14 protein-coding genes are annotated in these 16,517 nt (G+C 62.5%); 7 read left to right on the forward strand and 7 right to left on the reverse strand.

Going from position 1 to position 16,517, the window contains the following annotated elements; all coding sequences use genetic code 11:
* Positions 1–21 precede the first annotated feature (21 nt).
* A complete protein-coding gene (locus CDQ91_RS21220) occupies positions 22–201 on the reverse strand; it encodes a hypothetical protein (protein ID WP_158213627.1) in 180 nt (59 codons plus the stop codon).
* 310 nt (positions 202–511) lie between these two features.
* Here CDQ91_RS21220 and CDQ91_RS06625 point away from each other — a divergent pair, with 310 nt between their 5' ends.
* A complete protein-coding gene (locus tag CDQ91_RS06625) occupies positions 512–2,191 on the forward strand; it encodes a hypothetical protein (protein WP_237245857.1) in 1,680 nt (559 codons plus the stop codon).
* A 71-nt stretch (positions 2,192–2,262) separates the two neighbouring features.
* Positions 2,263–3,258 (forward strand): ribosome small subunit-dependent GTPase A, encoded by a 996-nt coding sequence (gene rsgA, locus CDQ91_RS06630; RefSeq protein ID WP_088471960.1) that lies wholly within the window; start codon positions 2,263–2,265, stop codon positions 3,256–3,258.
* Positions 3,259–3,282: 24 nt separating this feature from the next.
* Here the strand turns inward: rsgA and CDQ91_RS06635 are convergent, their stop codons facing one another.
* The 5 genes from CDQ91_RS06635 to CDQ91_RS06655 all read right to left on the reverse strand — a co-directional run bounded on the left by CDQ91_RS06635 (position 3,283) and on the right by CDQ91_RS06655 (position 8,531).
* Positions 3,283–4,281: a Csu type fimbrial protein gene (locus CDQ91_RS06635; protein WP_088471961.1), complete on the reverse strand. Its 999-nt coding sequence runs from the start codon at positions 4,279–4,281 to the stop codon at positions 3,283–3,285.
* Complete coding sequence (locus CDQ91_RS06640) at positions 4,269–6,611, reverse strand: fimbria/pilus outer membrane usher protein (RefSeq protein WP_088471962.1); 2,343 nt, start codon at positions 6,609–6,611, stop codon at positions 4,269–4,271. Before CDQ91_RS06640 ends, CDQ91_RS06635 begins: the two co-directional genes overlap by 13 nt.
* A gap of 6 nt (positions 6,612–6,617) precedes the next feature.
* Complete coding sequence (locus CDQ91_RS06645) at positions 6,618–7,376, reverse strand: fimbrial biogenesis chaperone (protein ID WP_158213628.1); 759 nt, start codon at positions 7,374–7,376, stop codon at positions 6,618–6,620.
* Positions 7,377–7,402: 26 nt separating this feature from the next.
* On the reverse strand, positions 7,403–7,951 hold the full coding sequence (locus tag CDQ91_RS06650) for a Csu type fimbrial protein (protein WP_088471964.1): 549 nt from the start codon (positions 7,949–7,951) through the stop codon (positions 7,403–7,405).
* A gap of 76 nt (positions 7,952–8,027) precedes the next feature.
* Entirely contained in the window at positions 8,028–8,531 is a 504-nt protein-coding gene (locus CDQ91_RS06655) for a spore coat protein U domain-containing protein (RefSeq protein ID WP_088471965.1), read from the reverse strand.
* Positions 8,532–9,032: 501 nt separating this feature from the next.
* Here CDQ91_RS06655 and CDQ91_RS06660 point away from each other — a divergent pair.
* The 5 genes from CDQ91_RS06660 (at position 9,033) to CDQ91_RS06680 (ending at position 15,107) form a co-directional block, all read left to right on the forward strand.
* Positions 9,033–11,417: an EAL domain-containing protein gene (locus CDQ91_RS06660; protein WP_088471966.1), complete on the forward strand. Its 2,385-nt coding sequence runs from the start codon at positions 9,033–9,035 to the stop codon at positions 11,415–11,417.
* Positions 11,418–11,565: 148 nt separating this feature from the next.
* A complete protein-coding gene (locus CDQ91_RS06665) occupies positions 11,566–12,921 on the forward strand; it encodes a cytochrome P450 (RefSeq protein WP_088471967.1) in 1,356 nt (451 codons plus the stop codon).
* A complete protein-coding gene (locus CDQ91_RS06670; protein WP_088471968.1) occupies positions 12,918–13,772 on the forward strand; it encodes a hypothetical protein in 855 nt (284 codons plus the stop codon). The genes CDQ91_RS06665 and CDQ91_RS06670 overlap by 4 nt, the downstream gene beginning before the upstream one ends.
* On the forward strand, positions 13,769–14,176 hold the full coding sequence (locus tag CDQ91_RS06675) for a hypothetical protein (RefSeq protein WP_088471969.1): 408 nt from the start codon (positions 13,769–13,771) through the stop codon (positions 14,174–14,176). Before CDQ91_RS06670 ends, CDQ91_RS06675 begins: the two co-directional genes overlap by 4 nt.
* Positions 14,169–15,107: a sterol desaturase family protein gene (locus tag CDQ91_RS06680; protein ID WP_088471970.1), complete on the forward strand. Its 939-nt coding sequence runs from the start codon at positions 14,169–14,171 to the stop codon at positions 15,105–15,107. The genes CDQ91_RS06675 and CDQ91_RS06680 overlap by 8 nt, the downstream gene beginning before the upstream one ends.
* 22 nt (positions 15,108–15,129) lie before the next feature.
* Here the strand turns inward: CDQ91_RS06680 and CDQ91_RS06685 are convergent, their stop codons facing one another.
* Positions 15,130–15,777 (reverse strand): TetR/AcrR family transcriptional regulator, encoded by a 648-nt coding sequence (locus CDQ91_RS06685; protein ID WP_144036708.1) that lies wholly within the window; start codon positions 15,775–15,777, stop codon positions 15,130–15,132.
* Positions 15,778–16,517: the final 740 nt, after the last annotated feature.

Here is a 16,517-nt window from a genome sequence, read left to right on the forward strand (position 1 = left end):
GATGCGATCGGCGAGAAGGGGCTAGGCGATCACCTCCATCAGATTGCGCCCGTCCTCCCGCTCGGACATGCGGAAACAGGTGCCGGTGAAGCGCTCGATCAGGCTTGCGGCGGTACGCGTATGTTCGCTCAGCTTGACCGTCGTAAAGGCCCCGCCACGCGCGCTCTTCTCGGCCTCGCGCGAGGAGCGCAGGTCAACCAATGACGCCGATCGACTGCGGAAATATCTTGCCCGCTTCGATCTCGACTGGAGCGCTGTCACGGCGCGCTAAGCGCTGTTTCCCCATAGCGGTCACAGAGAGCTGGATGGGCTTCGAAACGTAGCGGTTGCATTTATTCGTATGTTGAGAGTTTTTTGGCGAAATGATAGATAAGTGACGCTTTGTTGTGCAGGAACTTCCTAAAAGGAGAGCCAAATGCGCAAGTCATTGAAAAAAATTTTACTTTTCAGCTCAGCGGCCTTTCTTTCCAGCTCCTCGTCCGGGGCCTATTTCTCGCCGGAAGCGCTCGCGATGCTGGATCCGACGCGGCTGGCATCGTCGTTTTGCGGCGGCAGGGCCGCCGTTGCGACGCTGCGGCAGGAACTGGCGCTCGCGGCGACGGTCGCTGGTCCGGTCGGTGCAGCATCTGCTCCAATACCCCTCTACCCCGATCTTGTCGCGCCGCGCTTGCCGATCACGACAGCCAATACGCCCGCGCGCGACTATTTCAATCAGGGGCTGCTTCTTACCTATGGCTTCAACCATGCCGGTGCGGTGCGGTCCTTCCGCCAGGCACAGCGGCTCGATCCCGAATGTGCGATGTGTTGGTGGGGCGAAGCGCTCGCATTGGGGCCGAATATCAACGCGCCGATGGACGAGCGCGACCGCGATGCGGCGCTAACTGCGATGGATCGGGCGAGGGCGCTGCGTTCGCAGGCGTCGCCGATGGAGCAGGTGCTGATCGACGCGATCGCGTTTCGCTATGCGCGCGATCCGAAAGCCGACCGAGTGGCGCTCGATGCCGCTTATGCCGATGCGATGCTGGACGTCGCGCGGCGTTTCCCGAAGGATGACGATGTCGCGGTCCTCGCGGCCGAGGCGGTGATGGACACCAGCCCATGGTATTATTGGGAAGCCGACAAGAAAACGCCGGTGGGTCGCAGTGGCGACGCGGTCCGTCTGGTCGAGGCCGTGCTCGCGCGCAACCCTGACCATCTCCAGGCAGCGCATCTCTATGTCCATCTGATGGAAAATAGCGCCGATCCGCCGCGCGCCGAAGCTGCTGCCGACCGGCTCGCCCGGTCGCTTGCGCCGAGCGCGGGGCATCTCGTCCATATGCCCTCGCATATTTATCAGGTCCGAGGGCGCTATGCGGATTCGATGCGGGTGAACATCGCCGCAGCGCGCGCCGACGAGGCCTTCATCCGCGACACCGATGATCGCGGTCTCGTTCGCTATGGCTATTATCCGCACAATATCCATTTCATTGTGACCTCGGCCCAGATGGCGGGCGACATGGGCACAGCCATTCGCGAAGCGAAGCGCCTGCGCACTGTGCTCGACCCCGAAACATCGGCGCGGATCGCATGGATTCAGGCGATCGATGCGGCGCCCTATCTCGCGATGGCGCAGTTCGCGCAGCCCGACGCGATCCTCGCCATGCCGTCGGCCGATCCGCGCCTGCCCTATGCGGTGGCGATGCGGCATTATGCCCGTGCGGTGGCGCAGGCCGAGCGGCGCGACCGTGCGGCGTTCGACCGCGAGATGGCGGCGCTGGCGGCGCTGCGCAATTCGGATGCCTTTGCGTCGATGATCGCACAGGGGGTTCCGGCGCCCGATCTGCTCTCGCTCGCCGAAGCGGTCGCGCGCGGGCGCTTCGCGCGAGCCGAAGGGCGCTTTGACGAGGCCGTACGCCACTATCGCGAAGCGAAGAGTTTCGAGGGCAAGATTCCGTATCAGGAACCAGCCTATTGGTATTATCCGGTCAGCCAGTCGCTGGGCGCGGCGCTGTTCGAGGCGGGGCGTTATGACGAGGCCGGTCAGGCATTTCGCGCGGCCCTTTTGCAAACGCCGCGAAACGGCTGGGCACTTTATGGGCTGACCCGCAGCGAAGAGGCGCAGAAACACGGGCTCGAAGCCGCGGCGGCGCGCCGTGCATTTGAACGGGAATGGTTGGGAAGCAGGAGTTGGCTTCGCATGGAGCGCCTCTAGATCTTGCCATATGAGCGTCGTATGCGGGGAATCCGCTTGTTGGCTGGCATGAAAGATGCTTCTGCAGCCATATGAAATCAACCAAAGAGACGCTGGAAGAGCTTGGCTGGAGGGAGTGGTTCGGCGATCAGGTCACGCCCGACGAAGTGCAGCAATGTCACCCCGTCCGGGTGATGGCCGTCCATCGCGGTAAAATTGCCGTGGCGGGTGCGGGGGGGCAGGGCTTTATCACCCCCCATATTCCCGGGGCGAAGCCATCGGACGATCATCCGACGGTCGGCGACTGGTTGCTGGTCGATCGGCTAACGGATCAGCCCGTCCGCGTCCTTGGCCGGATGAACCTGTTCAAGCGGCGCTCGCCGGGCGATCCGCGCAAGGATCAGATGATCGCCGCCAACGTCGATACGCTGTTCATCGTCGCATCGTGCAATCAGGATTTCAGCGTCGCGCGGCTGGAGCGCTATCTGGTGCTGGCACGCGAAGTGGGGGTGAATCCGGTCGTGGTTCTGACCAAGGCGGATCTGGCTGACGATCCGGACGTTTTCGCGGCGGCTGCGCGCGCGATCGAGCCAGGGCTGCGCGTTGAAACCGTCAACGGCCGCGATCCCGCAAGCGTGGCGCACCTCGCATCCTGGTGCGGCCCGGGCGAAACCGTTGCGCTTCTGGGGTCATCGGGTGTCGGGAAATCGACACTCGTCAACGGTTTGCGGCGTTCGGACAGCATCGCCACGCAGGCGATCCGCGCCCGCGACGGGACGGGGCGCCACACGACGACCGTACGAGAAATGCACCGGCTCGAGCGCGGTGGTTGGCTGCTCGACACCCCCGGCATGCGCGAGCTGCAACTGTCCGACGCCGGCGCCGGAATATCGGAAGTTTTCGACGACTTTATCGAAGTGGCGCAGAATTGCCGTTTCTCGAACTGCGCACATGGCGTCGAGCCGGGCTGCGCCGTCCGGGCGGCGATCGCCGAAGGATCGCTGACATCGGAGCGTTTCGATCGCTGGCGCAAGCTGGCGGCCGAGGAAGACGCCAGCGCCGCGCGCTATACGAAGCGGACGCGATAGCGAGCCTCGCCGGGGGGGCAGGTTTCAAAAGGCGACGTCGATCAATATGGTGTCGGTGTAGAGTCCGGGCGGCGGCGTGACCTGACCCGGGAGGATGGCCGCGCGATAGCCGAAGCCCTGCGTCGTTACCGAATCATGGATGTTGGGATTGGTGTCGGCGTCTCCACTGCTGCGCCGGGCGCTGCCGACCGATCCCCAGCGATCGGGTGACGTGGTGCTCTTGTAAATTTCATAGCGCAGATAATTGCCGCTGCTGTGCATGCGGCGCACGCCATTGTCCGGGTAATCGCCGTCGTCGAGGCCAACGGTGTAGCTCGCTCCTGCACTGCACCGGATCAGGATGGTGCGTGTGATCGGATTGAAGCTGCCTGCGAGCGGCGCCGAGCCGAAACCCGCATTGGGGGCGGTGATGACGCAATCCTTCTCCACTATCAGCTCGACATTGACCCGGACCGCGACGCCGCTGCCCCAGTTGGTTGGCGGAGTCAGCAGCGGACGGACCAGACCGGGGCTGTTCGAATAGGCGAGGCACGCCAGCACGCCCAGCGAGCAAACTGAATGATACCAGCGCATATCAAGGAAACCCGAGTAGGTTCCAGCGTGCAATCCCGCCGTCGCTGTGGTGCGGAAATAAATGGGGATGCTGTTGTTCGTACCGGCAAAGAGGCTGACGAGGCTGGTCGAGGACAGATTCTGGAAATTCCCGACTGTCAGTGGGGTGCCGCCCGAGGTCAACGAGGCGGTATAGGCGATCGTCTGTCCGGTGGGGCCGGTGAGCAGAAAGGTCGATGCATCGACGCGCAAGGCAATATAATGCGCGGTGAGTGCGGCAAGCAGAATGTCGCATTGAAGCCCCGCCGATCCGCTTCCCTGTTGCTGCGTCGTGCCGACGGCGTAGGAACTGGCGCTGCCGAGGCTGGTGCTCGCTGTGGCGGTCGTGCACGCCGCCGACGCGGCGCTGGGCATCAGCGTCGCAGCAATAAGTGCGGACAGGGCGCAGATCAGGCGCGTCAGGGTCGGCATGTCAGATTCCCCAGTTCAATGATGTCGTCGGCCTTTGGATCGGCGGCAAAGGCAGCGCGGCAGGTGCCGCCGTCGGGGAGTTTGACCTCCACCAGATTTTCGGTCGCCGCTTGTTCGATGAACAGCAGGCCGTCCCAGCCGATATAGGTCGAAATCGTGCCGTTGATGATCGCGGTCGACCCGGCGGGCAGCGGTTCGCCGGCGGCGGTCGTGATCGTCGCCCGCGCTGCCGTCAGATGTTCGACCGGGAAACGGATCACATGGCCGCTCCCCGCCGCGACGGCGACTTGCTGGCTGACCACCGACGCCTTGACGTTGGCAGGCAGCGCCAGCGTGTCGATGTCGTAACGTGCGGAATAATAGGCGCTTGCCGAAGGAACGAGCAACTGGCCCCTTTTGTTGGTGGTGCCGATCAGCTGGTTTTCATAGCGCACCGGAATCCCGGGCTCACCATTGGTGCTGACGACCGCGAAGGCGTCGGAGACGCGATTGGCGGCGAAGACGGCATCGTCCATGAACACGAGCGAGCCGCTTACGCCGGCCCAGCCGGTGACATCGTCGCGGCCATAGACTCCGGCGCGCAACTGAACCGGCTGCATTCGCCAGGTCATGTCTCCGCGCCAATAGGGGCTGGCGCCGTCTTCGCTCGCCGCGCTCGCATTCCATCCGAAACCACCTTCGATCGGGGCGGCTCGTGAATAGTCGGCGCGCAATCCGGTCCGTCCGTCCGCGCCCTGGGCGACGCCGGCAGCGAAGGTGCCGCCGCCCAGCGCGACGCTCAGCGTCAGCGCGCCTGACCAGCTGCGGTCGATGAAGTCACGCGACAATGAGGTGTAAAGGCGGCTTTCGCCCCAAAGGGGCACTGCCCAGGCGACGTTCGCGAGGCGGGCGTTGCGGCCTCGTTCCTGCTGAAGGTCGAAATAGCCGATGCCAAGGGTGCCGGCGTGGCCGAGCGACAGGCTGGCTGTCGCCGCGGTCAGCCGCTCCCAGCCATCCCGATCACCGCGGTCGAGCAGGCCAAGGTTGGTATAGTCGCCGTCGCGCCGGCTATGCCGCAGCCCGATCGAAAAGCCGCGCGTCTGAAAATCATAACCGATCATCAACTCGCCGCCGTCGGCCTCCTTGCGAAAGCTGCGGCTGTAGGATGCGCTCAGGACGCCGAAATTGCCGAGTTTGACAACCCCGCCGCCGCCGGCGAGGCGCATGTCGTCGGCGACTTCCGCCCGCACTTCGAGTGTCACGCTGTCGGTCACGCCATGGCGAGCCGAAGCGCTGGCTGCGGCGGCGCCATAGTCGAAATTGCGCGTGCCATAATTGCGGCGAAAGGAACCGGCCGCCACAGCATAATCGGTGAGGCCGGGGCGCAGCAATGCGCTGCTGACATAGAAAGGCATGGTGGTCGCGACGCTGCGGCCGTGCATGTCGGTGACGATCAGATTGGCCTCGCCATAGCCGTTGATCGGCGGCAGCGTATCGAGCGCGAAGGGGCCGGGGTTGACGTCGGCGCCCGAGATGCGCTGGCCACCAACGACGAGTTCGACCGCGGAGGGAAGCGCGGCGCTGCCTGCAAATTCGGGAAGCGGATAGGTGACGACGTCGGGGCGCACGGAAAAGTCGCGCGAAACCTGAAGCCCGCCGAGGCGAACTGCCGGGGCCCAGGACAGGCTGCGCGTGATGATGTCGCCGGCTTCGACCGTCGTCATGCTCTGTTCGTCGGACCAGCGCCAATAGGTGTCAAAACGGACATAGTTTCTGGCGCGGCCCGACCGTAGCGCGCCGGTCGTCGAAATGGTGCCGGCCGGACCAAAAACGCGGATTTCATGCCACAGTGACGCCTGTGTCGGCGCCGTGCCACCGCCGCTGACATAAACGTCATAGTTCAGCAGCGCCCCCATATCATATTTCGCAGGTTCGAATTTTTTCGCGGCGCGGCCGATCCGCTGGTTGGGGAGATATTCGGGCGACACGGTCAGGTGCAGTTGCTGGAGCGGGGCGTCATAATCGGCACGAACGCCGTCGAGACTATCCAGAAACAGCACTTCGTCCGCTGTTGACAGCTGGAGCCCGGCGCGGCGCATGTCGTCGGTACGAAGCTGGAACCGCGCGCCCTGCTTTGCGACCGCCGCTATAATGCCGCTGCGCATGCCGTTGACGAACAGCTCGAGTTCGAGCTGCTGGTTGGCAGAGACGTCGATGCTTTGTGGCGGTGGCGGCAGGGCGCCATAGCCAGCATTCCCGTCCGCCGCATGCGCAAGGGCGGGCGCCATGAGCGCGGCCGTCAACAGCGTTGCCCATCGGAAATGCACCGGCAGATGGAGCGAGCCGGGCATAGGTCATCATTCCTGCCGGCGCGTGACGGGAATGCCGGCCGTTCCATTGACCGTCGCAACCAACTCGCCTGTGATGTCGATATCGCGCGGCAATGGCCAGCGCATCGTTGCGCCGGGAAGAACATAGCCGAGCAGGCCTTGCGCGACCGGTAGCTTGTTCGGTCCTGCCGTAAAACTCACATCGGTCAGTCGTGCATGGCTCGCCCCCGTGTTGCGGATCTCGAGGAAGCGTTCGCCGTTGTCCGCGCTGGTGCGCCAAGAGATTTGCGGCGCAGGCGCGGTGGGCCGGGCCTTGCTGTCTCCGCGCTGGGCATAGGAGAAAAGCGGCAGCGAATAGCGCATGCGAAAACTGACCGAGGCCCCCGGTGCGGCCGATGCCGTCCCGGTCGGAATTTCGTCGACCACGATGCGATAGGGCTTTTCGGCGACATCGGGTGGCGGCGTCGTGCGCGTCAGCCGGATCAATTGCCGCTCGCCGGGAGCGATGCTGACGATCGGCGGCGTGCCCACTACGTCGTTTTGCGGTGCATAGACATTGTCGCTGTTCTGCTGCGCCCAGGCAAAGATGCGAACCTGAAGCGTGATAGGGGTCTTGCCAGGGTTTTCTAGCCAGAGTGCCGCAGCGCGGGCGTCGCCCTCGATAACCGGATTGACCGGCCAGATCAGGAGTGAGCCAGGCTGCTGCGCGCTGGCGGGGCGTGGCGCCGCAAGGAGCAGAGCCAGCGCGACCAGCGACAGGATGAGAGAGGCAGGACCATGTTTCATCGGCTTGTCCGGAAAAGGAGGGGCGGTCACCATGTCAGCGTGACCATCAGCGTGTCGGTGTAGATGCCCGGCGGCAGCCCGCCTGGCAGATTGAGCGAAGCGAAAAGCGGCAGGCGCACGTCCTCGCTGTTGGTGCCCGTGATCAACATCGCCGCCGAGCCGCCGATGGCGATCGGCTGGTTGCAGGCCGCGTCGCGGCACAGGGCGTAAGTGATCCGGGCCGCCGTATCGCCGCCGCGCTGCAAATGGCGCGTACCCGTTGCGGCATGGCTTCCGCCGTCGACGCCGATCGTCAGGTTGACGCCGGGGGTGCAGCGCAGACGGATCACCTGCGAAGCGGTGGTGGTTGCCGTGTGCGTCGCGGTCGAAAAGGTGGAATCAGTGCCGAAGTCCAGCGTTCCGATGGTTCCCGCGCTGCCGCTACCGCCCAGTCCATCGACCAGGCAGCCTGCGACGATCGTTGCTGAAACTTCGAACTGCGCCGAGGTTTCCGCTTTCGCCGCCGGAATGCCAATCCCGCACACGACGAGGGTGACGAGGATAGGGCGCATTGCCGGTTTGAGGGCGCGGGTCATCGCCGCGGATCCTGTCTCGGCCCTTCGCCCTAGAGTTCGAGCACCACGGTGACGACGTCGGAATAGATGCCGGGCATCAGGCCCGCTTCGCCAAAGGCGCGGGCGTAGATATTGACTGTTTGCTGAGCGCCCCCCCCCCCGCAAGAGTGACGTCGCCGCCAACGGGAATGACGGCCAGGCGGGTGGCGTCTGAATAGAGATTATAGGTAACGAACTGGCCGGCTTCGGTCTGATGCGCCATCGCGTGAAGGCCCAGGCCCGCGCCGTCGCCATCATGCAGGCCCGCGTTGAACGACAATATGGGCGTGATGCCATTGCTGCACTGGACGGTGAAGGCAGAGGCGCCGCTCAATATCTGCGAGTCGGCTTCTGTAAAAAGCGTGTTCTGCGTACCGAAGTCGATCACACCAAAATCGGCGCCTGCCGTCGAATTGTCGAAAGTCTGCCCATTGACTTTACAACCCGCTTCCAGAGTTATTGTTGCATCAACTGTTCCGGTGATCGCAGCATTTGCCGATGAGGCAGTAAGTGCGGCGACAGAAAAAAGCGCGGTTGAGATTATAGGCTTCATAGTCATCATGAAAACTCCTCAAAAGGGTCGGTGCCTTTCAATTCGTCTTCCCCACAAGACTTGACTATCTCTAGAAAAAACAGGTTAATAATTTGCAGTTAAGTTAATTCCGAAATGTCTATGTGGAAAGTTATAGTCTTATAACGAAACTATATATATTTTCGATAAGTCAGTGGCTTATCGGACATTGCCGCAAGGCGCAGTGGCCCTCGACCGGGAGGATTTTTGGTATCATTATCGCGATGCCGCACGAGTTTCTTTCGGCCAGCCGCCCTTGTGGCCAAGTGACAGGTCGTACCGGTCGTCGGTTTCGGAATGGCGGTAACCTTCCCGAAGGTCCTCATCTTTCTGGTCGTCGCGCCATTTGGCGTGGCGAGCCGACCGTTTTCCTTCGATAAATCGTTTTTGCTCCGATTCGAACTATACTAGCCCGCAAGAGAAGGGCCGCAGGGCTAAGGCAATCTTTACCAGTGGCGTTCAAGAATATTGTGGGGACCTGGGAGGAATGATATGTTCAGCGTTCTCGAATGCGTGACTCATCAGCATGATATACGGCTCGTTCTAGTTGCGGCACTTGTCTGTATCCTCGGTAATATCAGTCTTTTCGTTGTTCTGAACCGATCGACTTTTTGCATCGATATCCGCCGCCGTCATTGGCTGGTCGTCGCTGCGGTTGCAGAGGGCGTGGGCGTGTGGGCGACCCACTTCGTAGCGATGCTCGCTTATCGAGGATCAATGCCGATCCGGTTCGACGTGGGGCTCACCGTCCTTTCGGTGGCGATTGCGATCGGATTTTTTTGGTGTGCGCTCCGCTGGCTCGGCAAGGAGCCTGGCGTGTGGCGCTGTGCGGTCGCCGGCGCGGGAGCCGCGATCGGGGTTGCCGGGATGCACTTCACCGGCATGGCGTCGATCATCGCACCTGCACGGATCAGCTATGACCCGGTGCCAATAATCATATCGATATTCCTGTCCGGTCTTTGTTTCTGGATCGCCTTCCTCGGCTTCGCGAAAACCGCAGGCTGGCGCAAGATTGCCTTGCCGACTGCGTTTTCGGTTCTAGCCATCGTCGTGATGCACTTCACCGCCATGTCCGCGACCACGCTTGTTCCTGATCCGACGCGCGCCGTCGCATTCTCCACCGCGGTCAATCGCGACTGGCTGGTGTTGGCCGTCGTGCTGGCCGCGCTCGTGCTTGTCGCGCTCGCGCTGGTTGGTTCGATCATCGATCGGTGGCTCACCGATGCGCATGGCCTTGCCGAGGCCACGCTCGAAGCGCTGGCGATCACCAACGACAATCGGATTGTCGAGGTGAACCACCGGCTTTGTACGCTCCTTGGTGTCAGCAGTGGCGCATTGATCGGCAGCGCGCCCTCCGACTGGTTCGTGGCGGTGGACGGCGGTTCATTCGGGACTCCCGATGGAAGTTCCGTCGAAGCCCGCGTCCGCAGCAGTTCGGACGATGATCAGATCCTTGAAATCGCGACCCAGACGATTGAGTATCGGGGCCGCAGTTGCCGGGTCCTTGCTATTCGGGACCTGTCGGACCGGAAGCGGGCGCAGCGTGCGATCGAGCATCTTGCTTCGCACGATGCGCTGACCGACCTCGCGAACCGCACCCATTTTGGTCGCGCTCTCGATACCGCCCTCGATGCGAGACAGCCCTTTGCGCTGCTCGCCCTCGACCTCGATCGGTTCAAGGCGGTCAACGACATTTTCGGTCATAGCGCCGGTGACGATATTCTGTGTCGCGTCGCCAACGTCCTGAGAGCATCGACGCGCGCAGACGATGTCATCGCCCGCGTGGGAGGCGACGAGTTTCTGATCATCCAGACGGCGGTTTCGGAGCCCGATGAAGCTCGCAAGCTCGCCGGCCGTATTCTCGATAATCTGGCGATCGAGATGGACGTCGCGCGCGACCCGATGGCGGTCGGGCTGAGTATCGGGGTCTCGCTTTTTCCGCAGGACGGTCAGGATGCCGAAACGCTCCAGCGCAATGCCGACACGGCGCTCTATCGCGCCAAGAATAATGGCCGGGGAAGCGCCGCCTTCTTCGATCAGGAGATGGACGAGCATGCGCGCGAGCGCCGCGCGCTCGAACATGATCTGCGTCACGCCATTGCCCGTGACCAGCTGCACCTTATGTTCCAGCCGCTTGTCGCGACGGCGTTCGGTTCGATCGTCGGCTATGAAGCACTGCTTCGCTGGGACCATCCTGAAAAGGGCGCAATCGAGCCTGATCAGTTCATTCCGATTGCCGAAGAAAGCGGTGCCATCGTCGCAATCGGGGAATGGGTGCTGCGCGAGGCCTGCGCCGTCGCTGCAACCTGGCCCGAAAATGTCTCGATCGCGGTCAATGTCTCGACCGTCCAGTTTCAGGTGCCGAATTTGCCGGCCGTCGTCCGCGACGCCCTCGCGCAATCGGGACTTGATGCCCGCCGGCTCGAACTGGAAATCACCGAAACCGCCTTTTTGCGCAACCGGCAGAGCGCGCTGAAGGCGCTGCATGAGATTCGCGCGCTGGGCGTGCGGGTTGCGATGGACGATTTCGGGACGGGCTATTCGTCGCTGAGCAACCTCAAGGCCTTTCCGTTCGACAAGATCAAGATCGACAAGAGCTTTATCGCCGCGATCGCCGATGACGAGGCGGCGCGGTCGATTGTTCGCGCCATTGTCGGGCTTGGGCGCAGCTTTAACATGCCGATTGTGGCCGAAGGCGTGGAAACCGAAGAGCAGCGCCAGATGCTGCTCGATGAAGGATGCCCGCAGGCGCAGGGCTATTTCTTTGGGTATCCGGCCGCGAACCCGTTTCTTCATGATTCCCGCCACGAAATCCCGGACGAAGAGTTGACTGGGAAAGCGCGGGGGGAGGCCACGCGGGTTTTTGGGCCTGCCTGACGCAAGCCCCGCAATGCCGCATCCTGGCAGGGTGTCGCCCCTGTTCTAACTATGCCCCGACCCCATGGCGAGGGCGGTTTTCGCAATGTGCCAATCGGGCGGCGTAATCGCTCTTTCCTGATTTGGGATTATGCGATAAGTGCTAGTCATGGCTAGCTTATCTTCCTTTGTGCCGGTGCAGCCACCGCGTTCGGCGGAATGGGTGCCTGTGTGGCGCGGATTGTTCGGCGAACGGTTGCGCAATACTGTCTATGGGCTGCCCCAACCCCTTTTCGATATCCCCATTCGCACGCGCAAGATTTTGGGTTTCACCGTGCATATCCTGATGGATCCGGCCGCGGTGGAGCGGGTGCTGCTGGGGAATAAGGCGAATTACATTCGCCCGCGCATAGCGCAGCGTCTGCTTTCGCCCCTGGTTGGCAACGGCTTGTTGAGCGCCGAGGGAGAGGATTGGCGGACGCAGCGGCGCATTGTCGCGCCGACCTTCGCGCCCGCTGCGGTCGCCAATATGGCCGAGACGATGGTGCGTTGCACAACCGACAATATGGCGCGGTGGCCAGGGGGCAGCGCGCAGATTGACATCGCTGCGGAAGCGACCGACGCGACGATGGCGATCATCGCGAACAGCCTGTTCGCCGGCGACCGTCGGCTGGTCGATCCCCAGGCTGCGCGCTACATCGAGCAAATGCTCGCGGCGGCGGGGCAGGCGCGCTTCATGACGCTGCTGGGCATACAGGATTGGGACCCCAGTCCGGTGATGCGGCGCGCGCGCAAGTCGCGCCTGTGGCTCCGGAAAACGCTGAGTGAAGTGGTGCGCGACCGCGGCCCCGATGGCGGCGGCGATGATTTTTTCGGCGGCCTCATCCGCTCGCTCGGCGAACATTATCCGCCCGAACAGGCGGCGGTGCTGGCGGCGGACAATGCGATCACCTTTTACGTCGCAGGGCATGAAACCACGGCCAATGCTTTGGCATGGACGATGTATTGTCTCGCCGCCCAGCCCGAATTGCAGGAGGAGGTGCGCGCCGAGGCGGTGGCGGCGATCGCCCATCCGGCGGCAATGCGGTTCGAGCAACTACCGCTACTGAAACAGATATTCGAAGAGACGTTGCGGCTCTATCCGCCGGCACCGCGTTTCGATCGCGAAGCCGAGGCGCCCGATGAACTGGCGGGGACGCCGATCGCCAAGGGCGATCTGGTGTCGATCTGGCCTTGGATCATCCACCGCCATCGCACATTGTGGGACGACCCCGATCGTTTCGACCATCGCCGCTTCGCGCCCGAGCGCCGGGCCGCACAGCACCGCTTCCAATATCTGCCCTTTGGCGGCGGGCCACGCGTCTGCGTTGGAGCACGCTTTGCGATGATGGAGGCGCTGCTGATCATGGCCGAGTGGCTGAGCGCGCGGCGCTTTGCGCTGCCTACCGGCTTTATGCCGGACCCCGTGGGCAGCGTGACGTTGCGGCCGCGCGGCGGGATGCCGCTGCTGGTGAGCCCGCTTTGACCGGTCGGGCGATCCCGCGCAGTCTGCTGGTCTGGGGGGCGAGCCTGATCATCGTCATGGGGGCGTTCTTCTTTTTCGCCTATGGTATCGGCTGGCCGACCACGCCCGATCAATGCGTCGCCCATGGTTGTTATTGCGAGCATTTCGAAATTGCCGACGTCCTTGGCGGCGCGACGGGGGTGCGCCAGCCGGTCAACACCTGGTCCAATCTCTATGCGATCGGCACCAGCCTGTTCGTCGCCTGGAAAATGGCGCGGGACCGCCGCAAAACTGCGGCTGCCAATGTCATCTCGTCGGCCGATCCAATCGCCGATCTCTATGTGTTCGTGGTGTTGTTCCTCGGCCTCGGCAGCATGTGGATGCACGGTTCGATCGCGCGCGACGTATCGTGGATCGACGGCCTGTCGATGTACACCTTCACCGTCTATCTGGTCTTTTACACACTGAACCGCGGGCTGGTGGGGAGCGGGGTGAGCGCAGCAGCGCGCCGCCGGATCTTCTGGATCGGTTATCCGCTGACGTCGGCGGCCTTCGCCGCAGTTTCCGCTGCGGGTGTGGATGCAGTGATTCTGATCGGCATTACCGTGATACTTTATTTGCTGCTCGAATTCGGCTTTGCCGGCTTGATCGCCGATCGCCTTGCCCGGCGCTATTGGGGCATCGGCATAGCGGCGATTGCGGTCGCAACGCTGTTTTGGACCCTATCGCAGACGGGCGGTCCGCTATGCGATCCGCATAGCTGGTTCCAGCCGCATGGCCTGTTGTGGCACGTCCTCGCCGGCGTCACCGCGGTGATGATGTATCTATACTGGCGGCGCGAGAAGGTCGGGCCGGGCGAGGGCGGGCGATGAACGGGATGCTGCTTGCCGGATCGCTGGTGGCGATTATCGCGATGACATTGGCCGCGCGCTGGCTCGGCCTGGGTGCCGAGCCACGTATCGTCGACCCCGACCATGCTCGCCGTCTGGCTGATGAAGCGCATTGCGGCTTTCAGGCAGTCGATGTCGCGATCGCGCGCGACGGCACCACCGCCTTGCTTCGCGATGGTGTCGACCGCTTGATGCTACTCCGCCCGCACGGCAATCATTTCGTCTCGCGCCTGCTCGATCCGTCCACCTCCTGGCGCGTCGAACGCGGCCAACTCATCCTGTCGTTCGCTGAAACCATGTTTGATGAGGTGACGTTCGATCTGGGCGAAGAGGCGGCCGCATGGGCAGGCAGACTCGAGATATTGGGGAAGAAAAGTCATGCCTGACCTGCCCGAACCCATCGCCTATGCGGTCCCCGTCTTTATCGTGATGGTCCTGACCGACATGGTGCTGGCGCGGTTGCAGGATCGCACGCGCTATAATGTGAAGGACACCTGGATATCGCTGTTGCTCGGGCTGGGCAGTCTGGTCGCGAGTGCGCTGACGGCCGGCGCGGTGCTGGCGATCGGGCTGTGGGCGCGGCAGTTTGCACTCTTCGACATATCGTTCAGCCTATGGGCCTGGGCGCTCGCCTTCATCCTCTATGACATCGCCTTCTATTTCGCGCATCGTGCCTCGCATCGCATCCGCTGGATGTGGGCCAGCCATGTGATCCACCATAGCAGCCAGCATTATAATCTCTCGACCGCGCTCCGGCAGAGCTGGACCGGACTGATCAGCCTTGGCTTCATTTTCTTCCTGCCGCTGTTCCTGCTTGGTTTTCCACCGGCGATGCTGTTCTTTGTCGGCAGTCTGAACACTATCTATCAATTCTGGATCCATACCGAGGCGGTCCGCCGCATGCCCGTCTGGTTCGAAAGCGTGATGAACACGCCGTCGCACCACCGCGTCCATCACGCGACGAACCCGCGCTATCTCGATAGAAATTATGCGGGGGTGTTCATCGTCTGGGATCGGCTTTTCGGGACATTCGTGAGCGAGCGGGACGAAGAGGCGCCGCGCTATGGCATCGTCAAGAATCTGGGCCGCTTCAACCTGATCTGGGCGGCGTTTCACGAATGGGTCGAGATGGCGCGGGATGCGTGGGCGGCGCCCGGGTTGAAAAACAAGCTCGCCTATCTGGTCGCGCCGCCGGGCTGGAGCCATGACGGGTCGCGCGACACGAGCGAGGCGATCTTCGCGCGCTGGGCAGCGCGCCACGCCACCGTCGATCCACTCCACCGCGATCATGCCGCGGACCGTCGTCAGCACGTTTAGGAACGCGCCGAGGCCGACTGGGTTATGCTTCGCCCTCGAGCAACGTGAATTTGACCACCCGGGCGGCTTTGGCGAAAACCTCGTCGCTGGGAATGCGATCTTCCTCACTCATCATTTCGAGCGCGGCATAGCCGAACTCGACCATCATTCGGATACGGCCCCACAGGGTCTCGCGCGGGATATGCGGAAGCATATCGGCAAAGACTTCCAGCTGGGCGTTGGTGACCAGTCGGTGCGATTCGATACGAATATGCGCCAATCGTGGCGAAGCGTGGAGGACGCGGGCGATCCATGCTCCGCCCGGCTCGCTGATCGTCGCTTCGGCGGTTTCGCGTAGCACTTCCTCGACATTGTCGATCATCGACTGAATGCCCAGCGGCGCGTGACGCTCGAGCCAGCAGAGCAGCAGCGCGTTCTGCCTTTCCATCAGGCGCGTGCCCAGCGCTTCGAGCACGGCGTGCTTATCCGCGAAATAGCGGTACAGCGCGGGCGGGCTGACGCCGGCGCGCGCGCAGATCATGTTCGTCGAAATATCTTCCAGCCCGACTTCGGCCAGAAGTTCCCCGGCAATGTCGAGCAGGCGTTCGCGCGTCTGAATGGCGCGTGCCTGCTTGGGCACCATGATCGACTTTCGCTTGGGAGGTTGGCGTTTTTCTGTGGCTTTGGTCAAGGATTTGGCTTCCCAATATCAATATGATGCGGTCGCCCCGCATGGTCCCGAAACATCCTCCCATGGTCGGGCGGAGCAATATGCGCCTTGCGACCCTGTTTCAACGGATCGCACACGAACGCCCCGCTGAGCCGTGTGGCGGGGCGCGTCGAGCCTGGATCCGAAGGGAGAAGGATTCGGGTGACGAGAATATTCTTCTGACTGTCGCCGGGATCGCGGGTGGTCAATCCGCCTCGTGCCGACTCCGGACGACACCTGATCATCTTTTGCGGCAGGGCGTTCTTCGATGCAACCATCGTCATCGCGGCGCGGCCCGAATCACCCTTGGGATGATGCTGACCTTCGTGTCAGCAAAGATGGCGAGTCGCCTCCCGGACGCCCCATTTCTTTGCACAATTTATTCGAACCATTCCTGCAGCGATTGGTCTCAACGCCAGCAATTTAGGCGGTTCTGGCTCCTTAATCGATGCATAAAGCTAGTGTTGACTATATAAAATATGCTTCATATGTTGATGCTTACTGGATGCGGCATGATTTGGGGCAACCGAACAGCCGACACCAGGGGGAGCAGGGGAACACAATATGAATCCTATTTTGAACGTCTCTGGGCAAGCGTGTGGATCGGCGTGCAAAAAGGACCCCGTTAGCGGGGTGATCGGCGTCTAAAAGGGACCCCTCATTTCGATGGTTTAAGCAGCCGGCTGGATTTTCAGGCGGCGAGATCGGGATGTTGGTTTTGG

It is taken from the genome of Sphingopyxis witflariensis, from assembly GCF_002205635.1.
Lineage (GTDB): Bacteria > Pseudomonadota > Alphaproteobacteria > Sphingomonadales > Sphingomonadaceae > Sphingopyxis > Sphingopyxis witflariensis.

Coding starts and splice junctions, on each gene's coding strand:
- CDQ91_RS06625 (WP_237245857.1), top strand. CDS start 512: ATGCTGGATCCGACGCGGCTGGCATCGTCGTTTTGCGGCGGCAGGGCC.
- CDQ91_RS06645 (WP_158213628.1), bottom strand. CDS start 7,376: ATGAAACATGGTCCTGCCTCTCTCATCCTGTCGCTGGTCGCGCTGGCT.
- CDQ91_RS06640 (WP_088471962.1), bottom strand. CDS start 6,611: ATGCCCGGCTCGCTCCATCTGCCGGTGCATTTCCGATGGGCAACGCTG.
- CDQ91_RS06675 (WP_088471969.1), top strand. CDS start 13,769: ATGAACGGGATGCTGCTTGCCGGATCGCTGGTGGCGATTATCGCGATG.
- CDQ91_RS06635 (WP_088471961.1), bottom strand. CDS start 4,281: ATGCCGACCCTGACGCGCCTGATCTGCGCCCTGTCCGCACTTATTGCT.
- CDQ91_RS06665 (WP_088471967.1), top strand. CDS start 11,566: ATGGCTAGCTTATCTTCCTTTGTGCCGGTGCAGCCACCGCGTTCGGCG.
- CDQ91_RS06660 (WP_088471966.1), top strand. CDS start 9,033: ATGTTCAGCGTTCTCGAATGCGTGACTCATCAGCATGATATACGGCTC.
- CDQ91_RS06650 (WP_088471964.1), bottom strand. CDS start 7,951: ATGACCCGCGCCCTCAAACCGGCAATGCGCCCTATCCTCGTCACCCTC.
- CDQ91_RS06655 (WP_088471965.1), bottom strand. CDS start 8,531: ATGATGACTATGAAGCCTATAATCTCAACCGCGCTTTTTTCTGTCGCC.
- rsgA (WP_088471960.1), top strand. CDS start 2,263: ATGAAATCAACCAAAGAGACGCTGGAAGAGCTTGGCTGGAGGGAGTGG.
- CDQ91_RS06680 (WP_088471970.1), top strand. CDS start 14,169: ATGCCTGACCTGCCCGAACCCATCGCCTATGCGGTCCCCGTCTTTATC.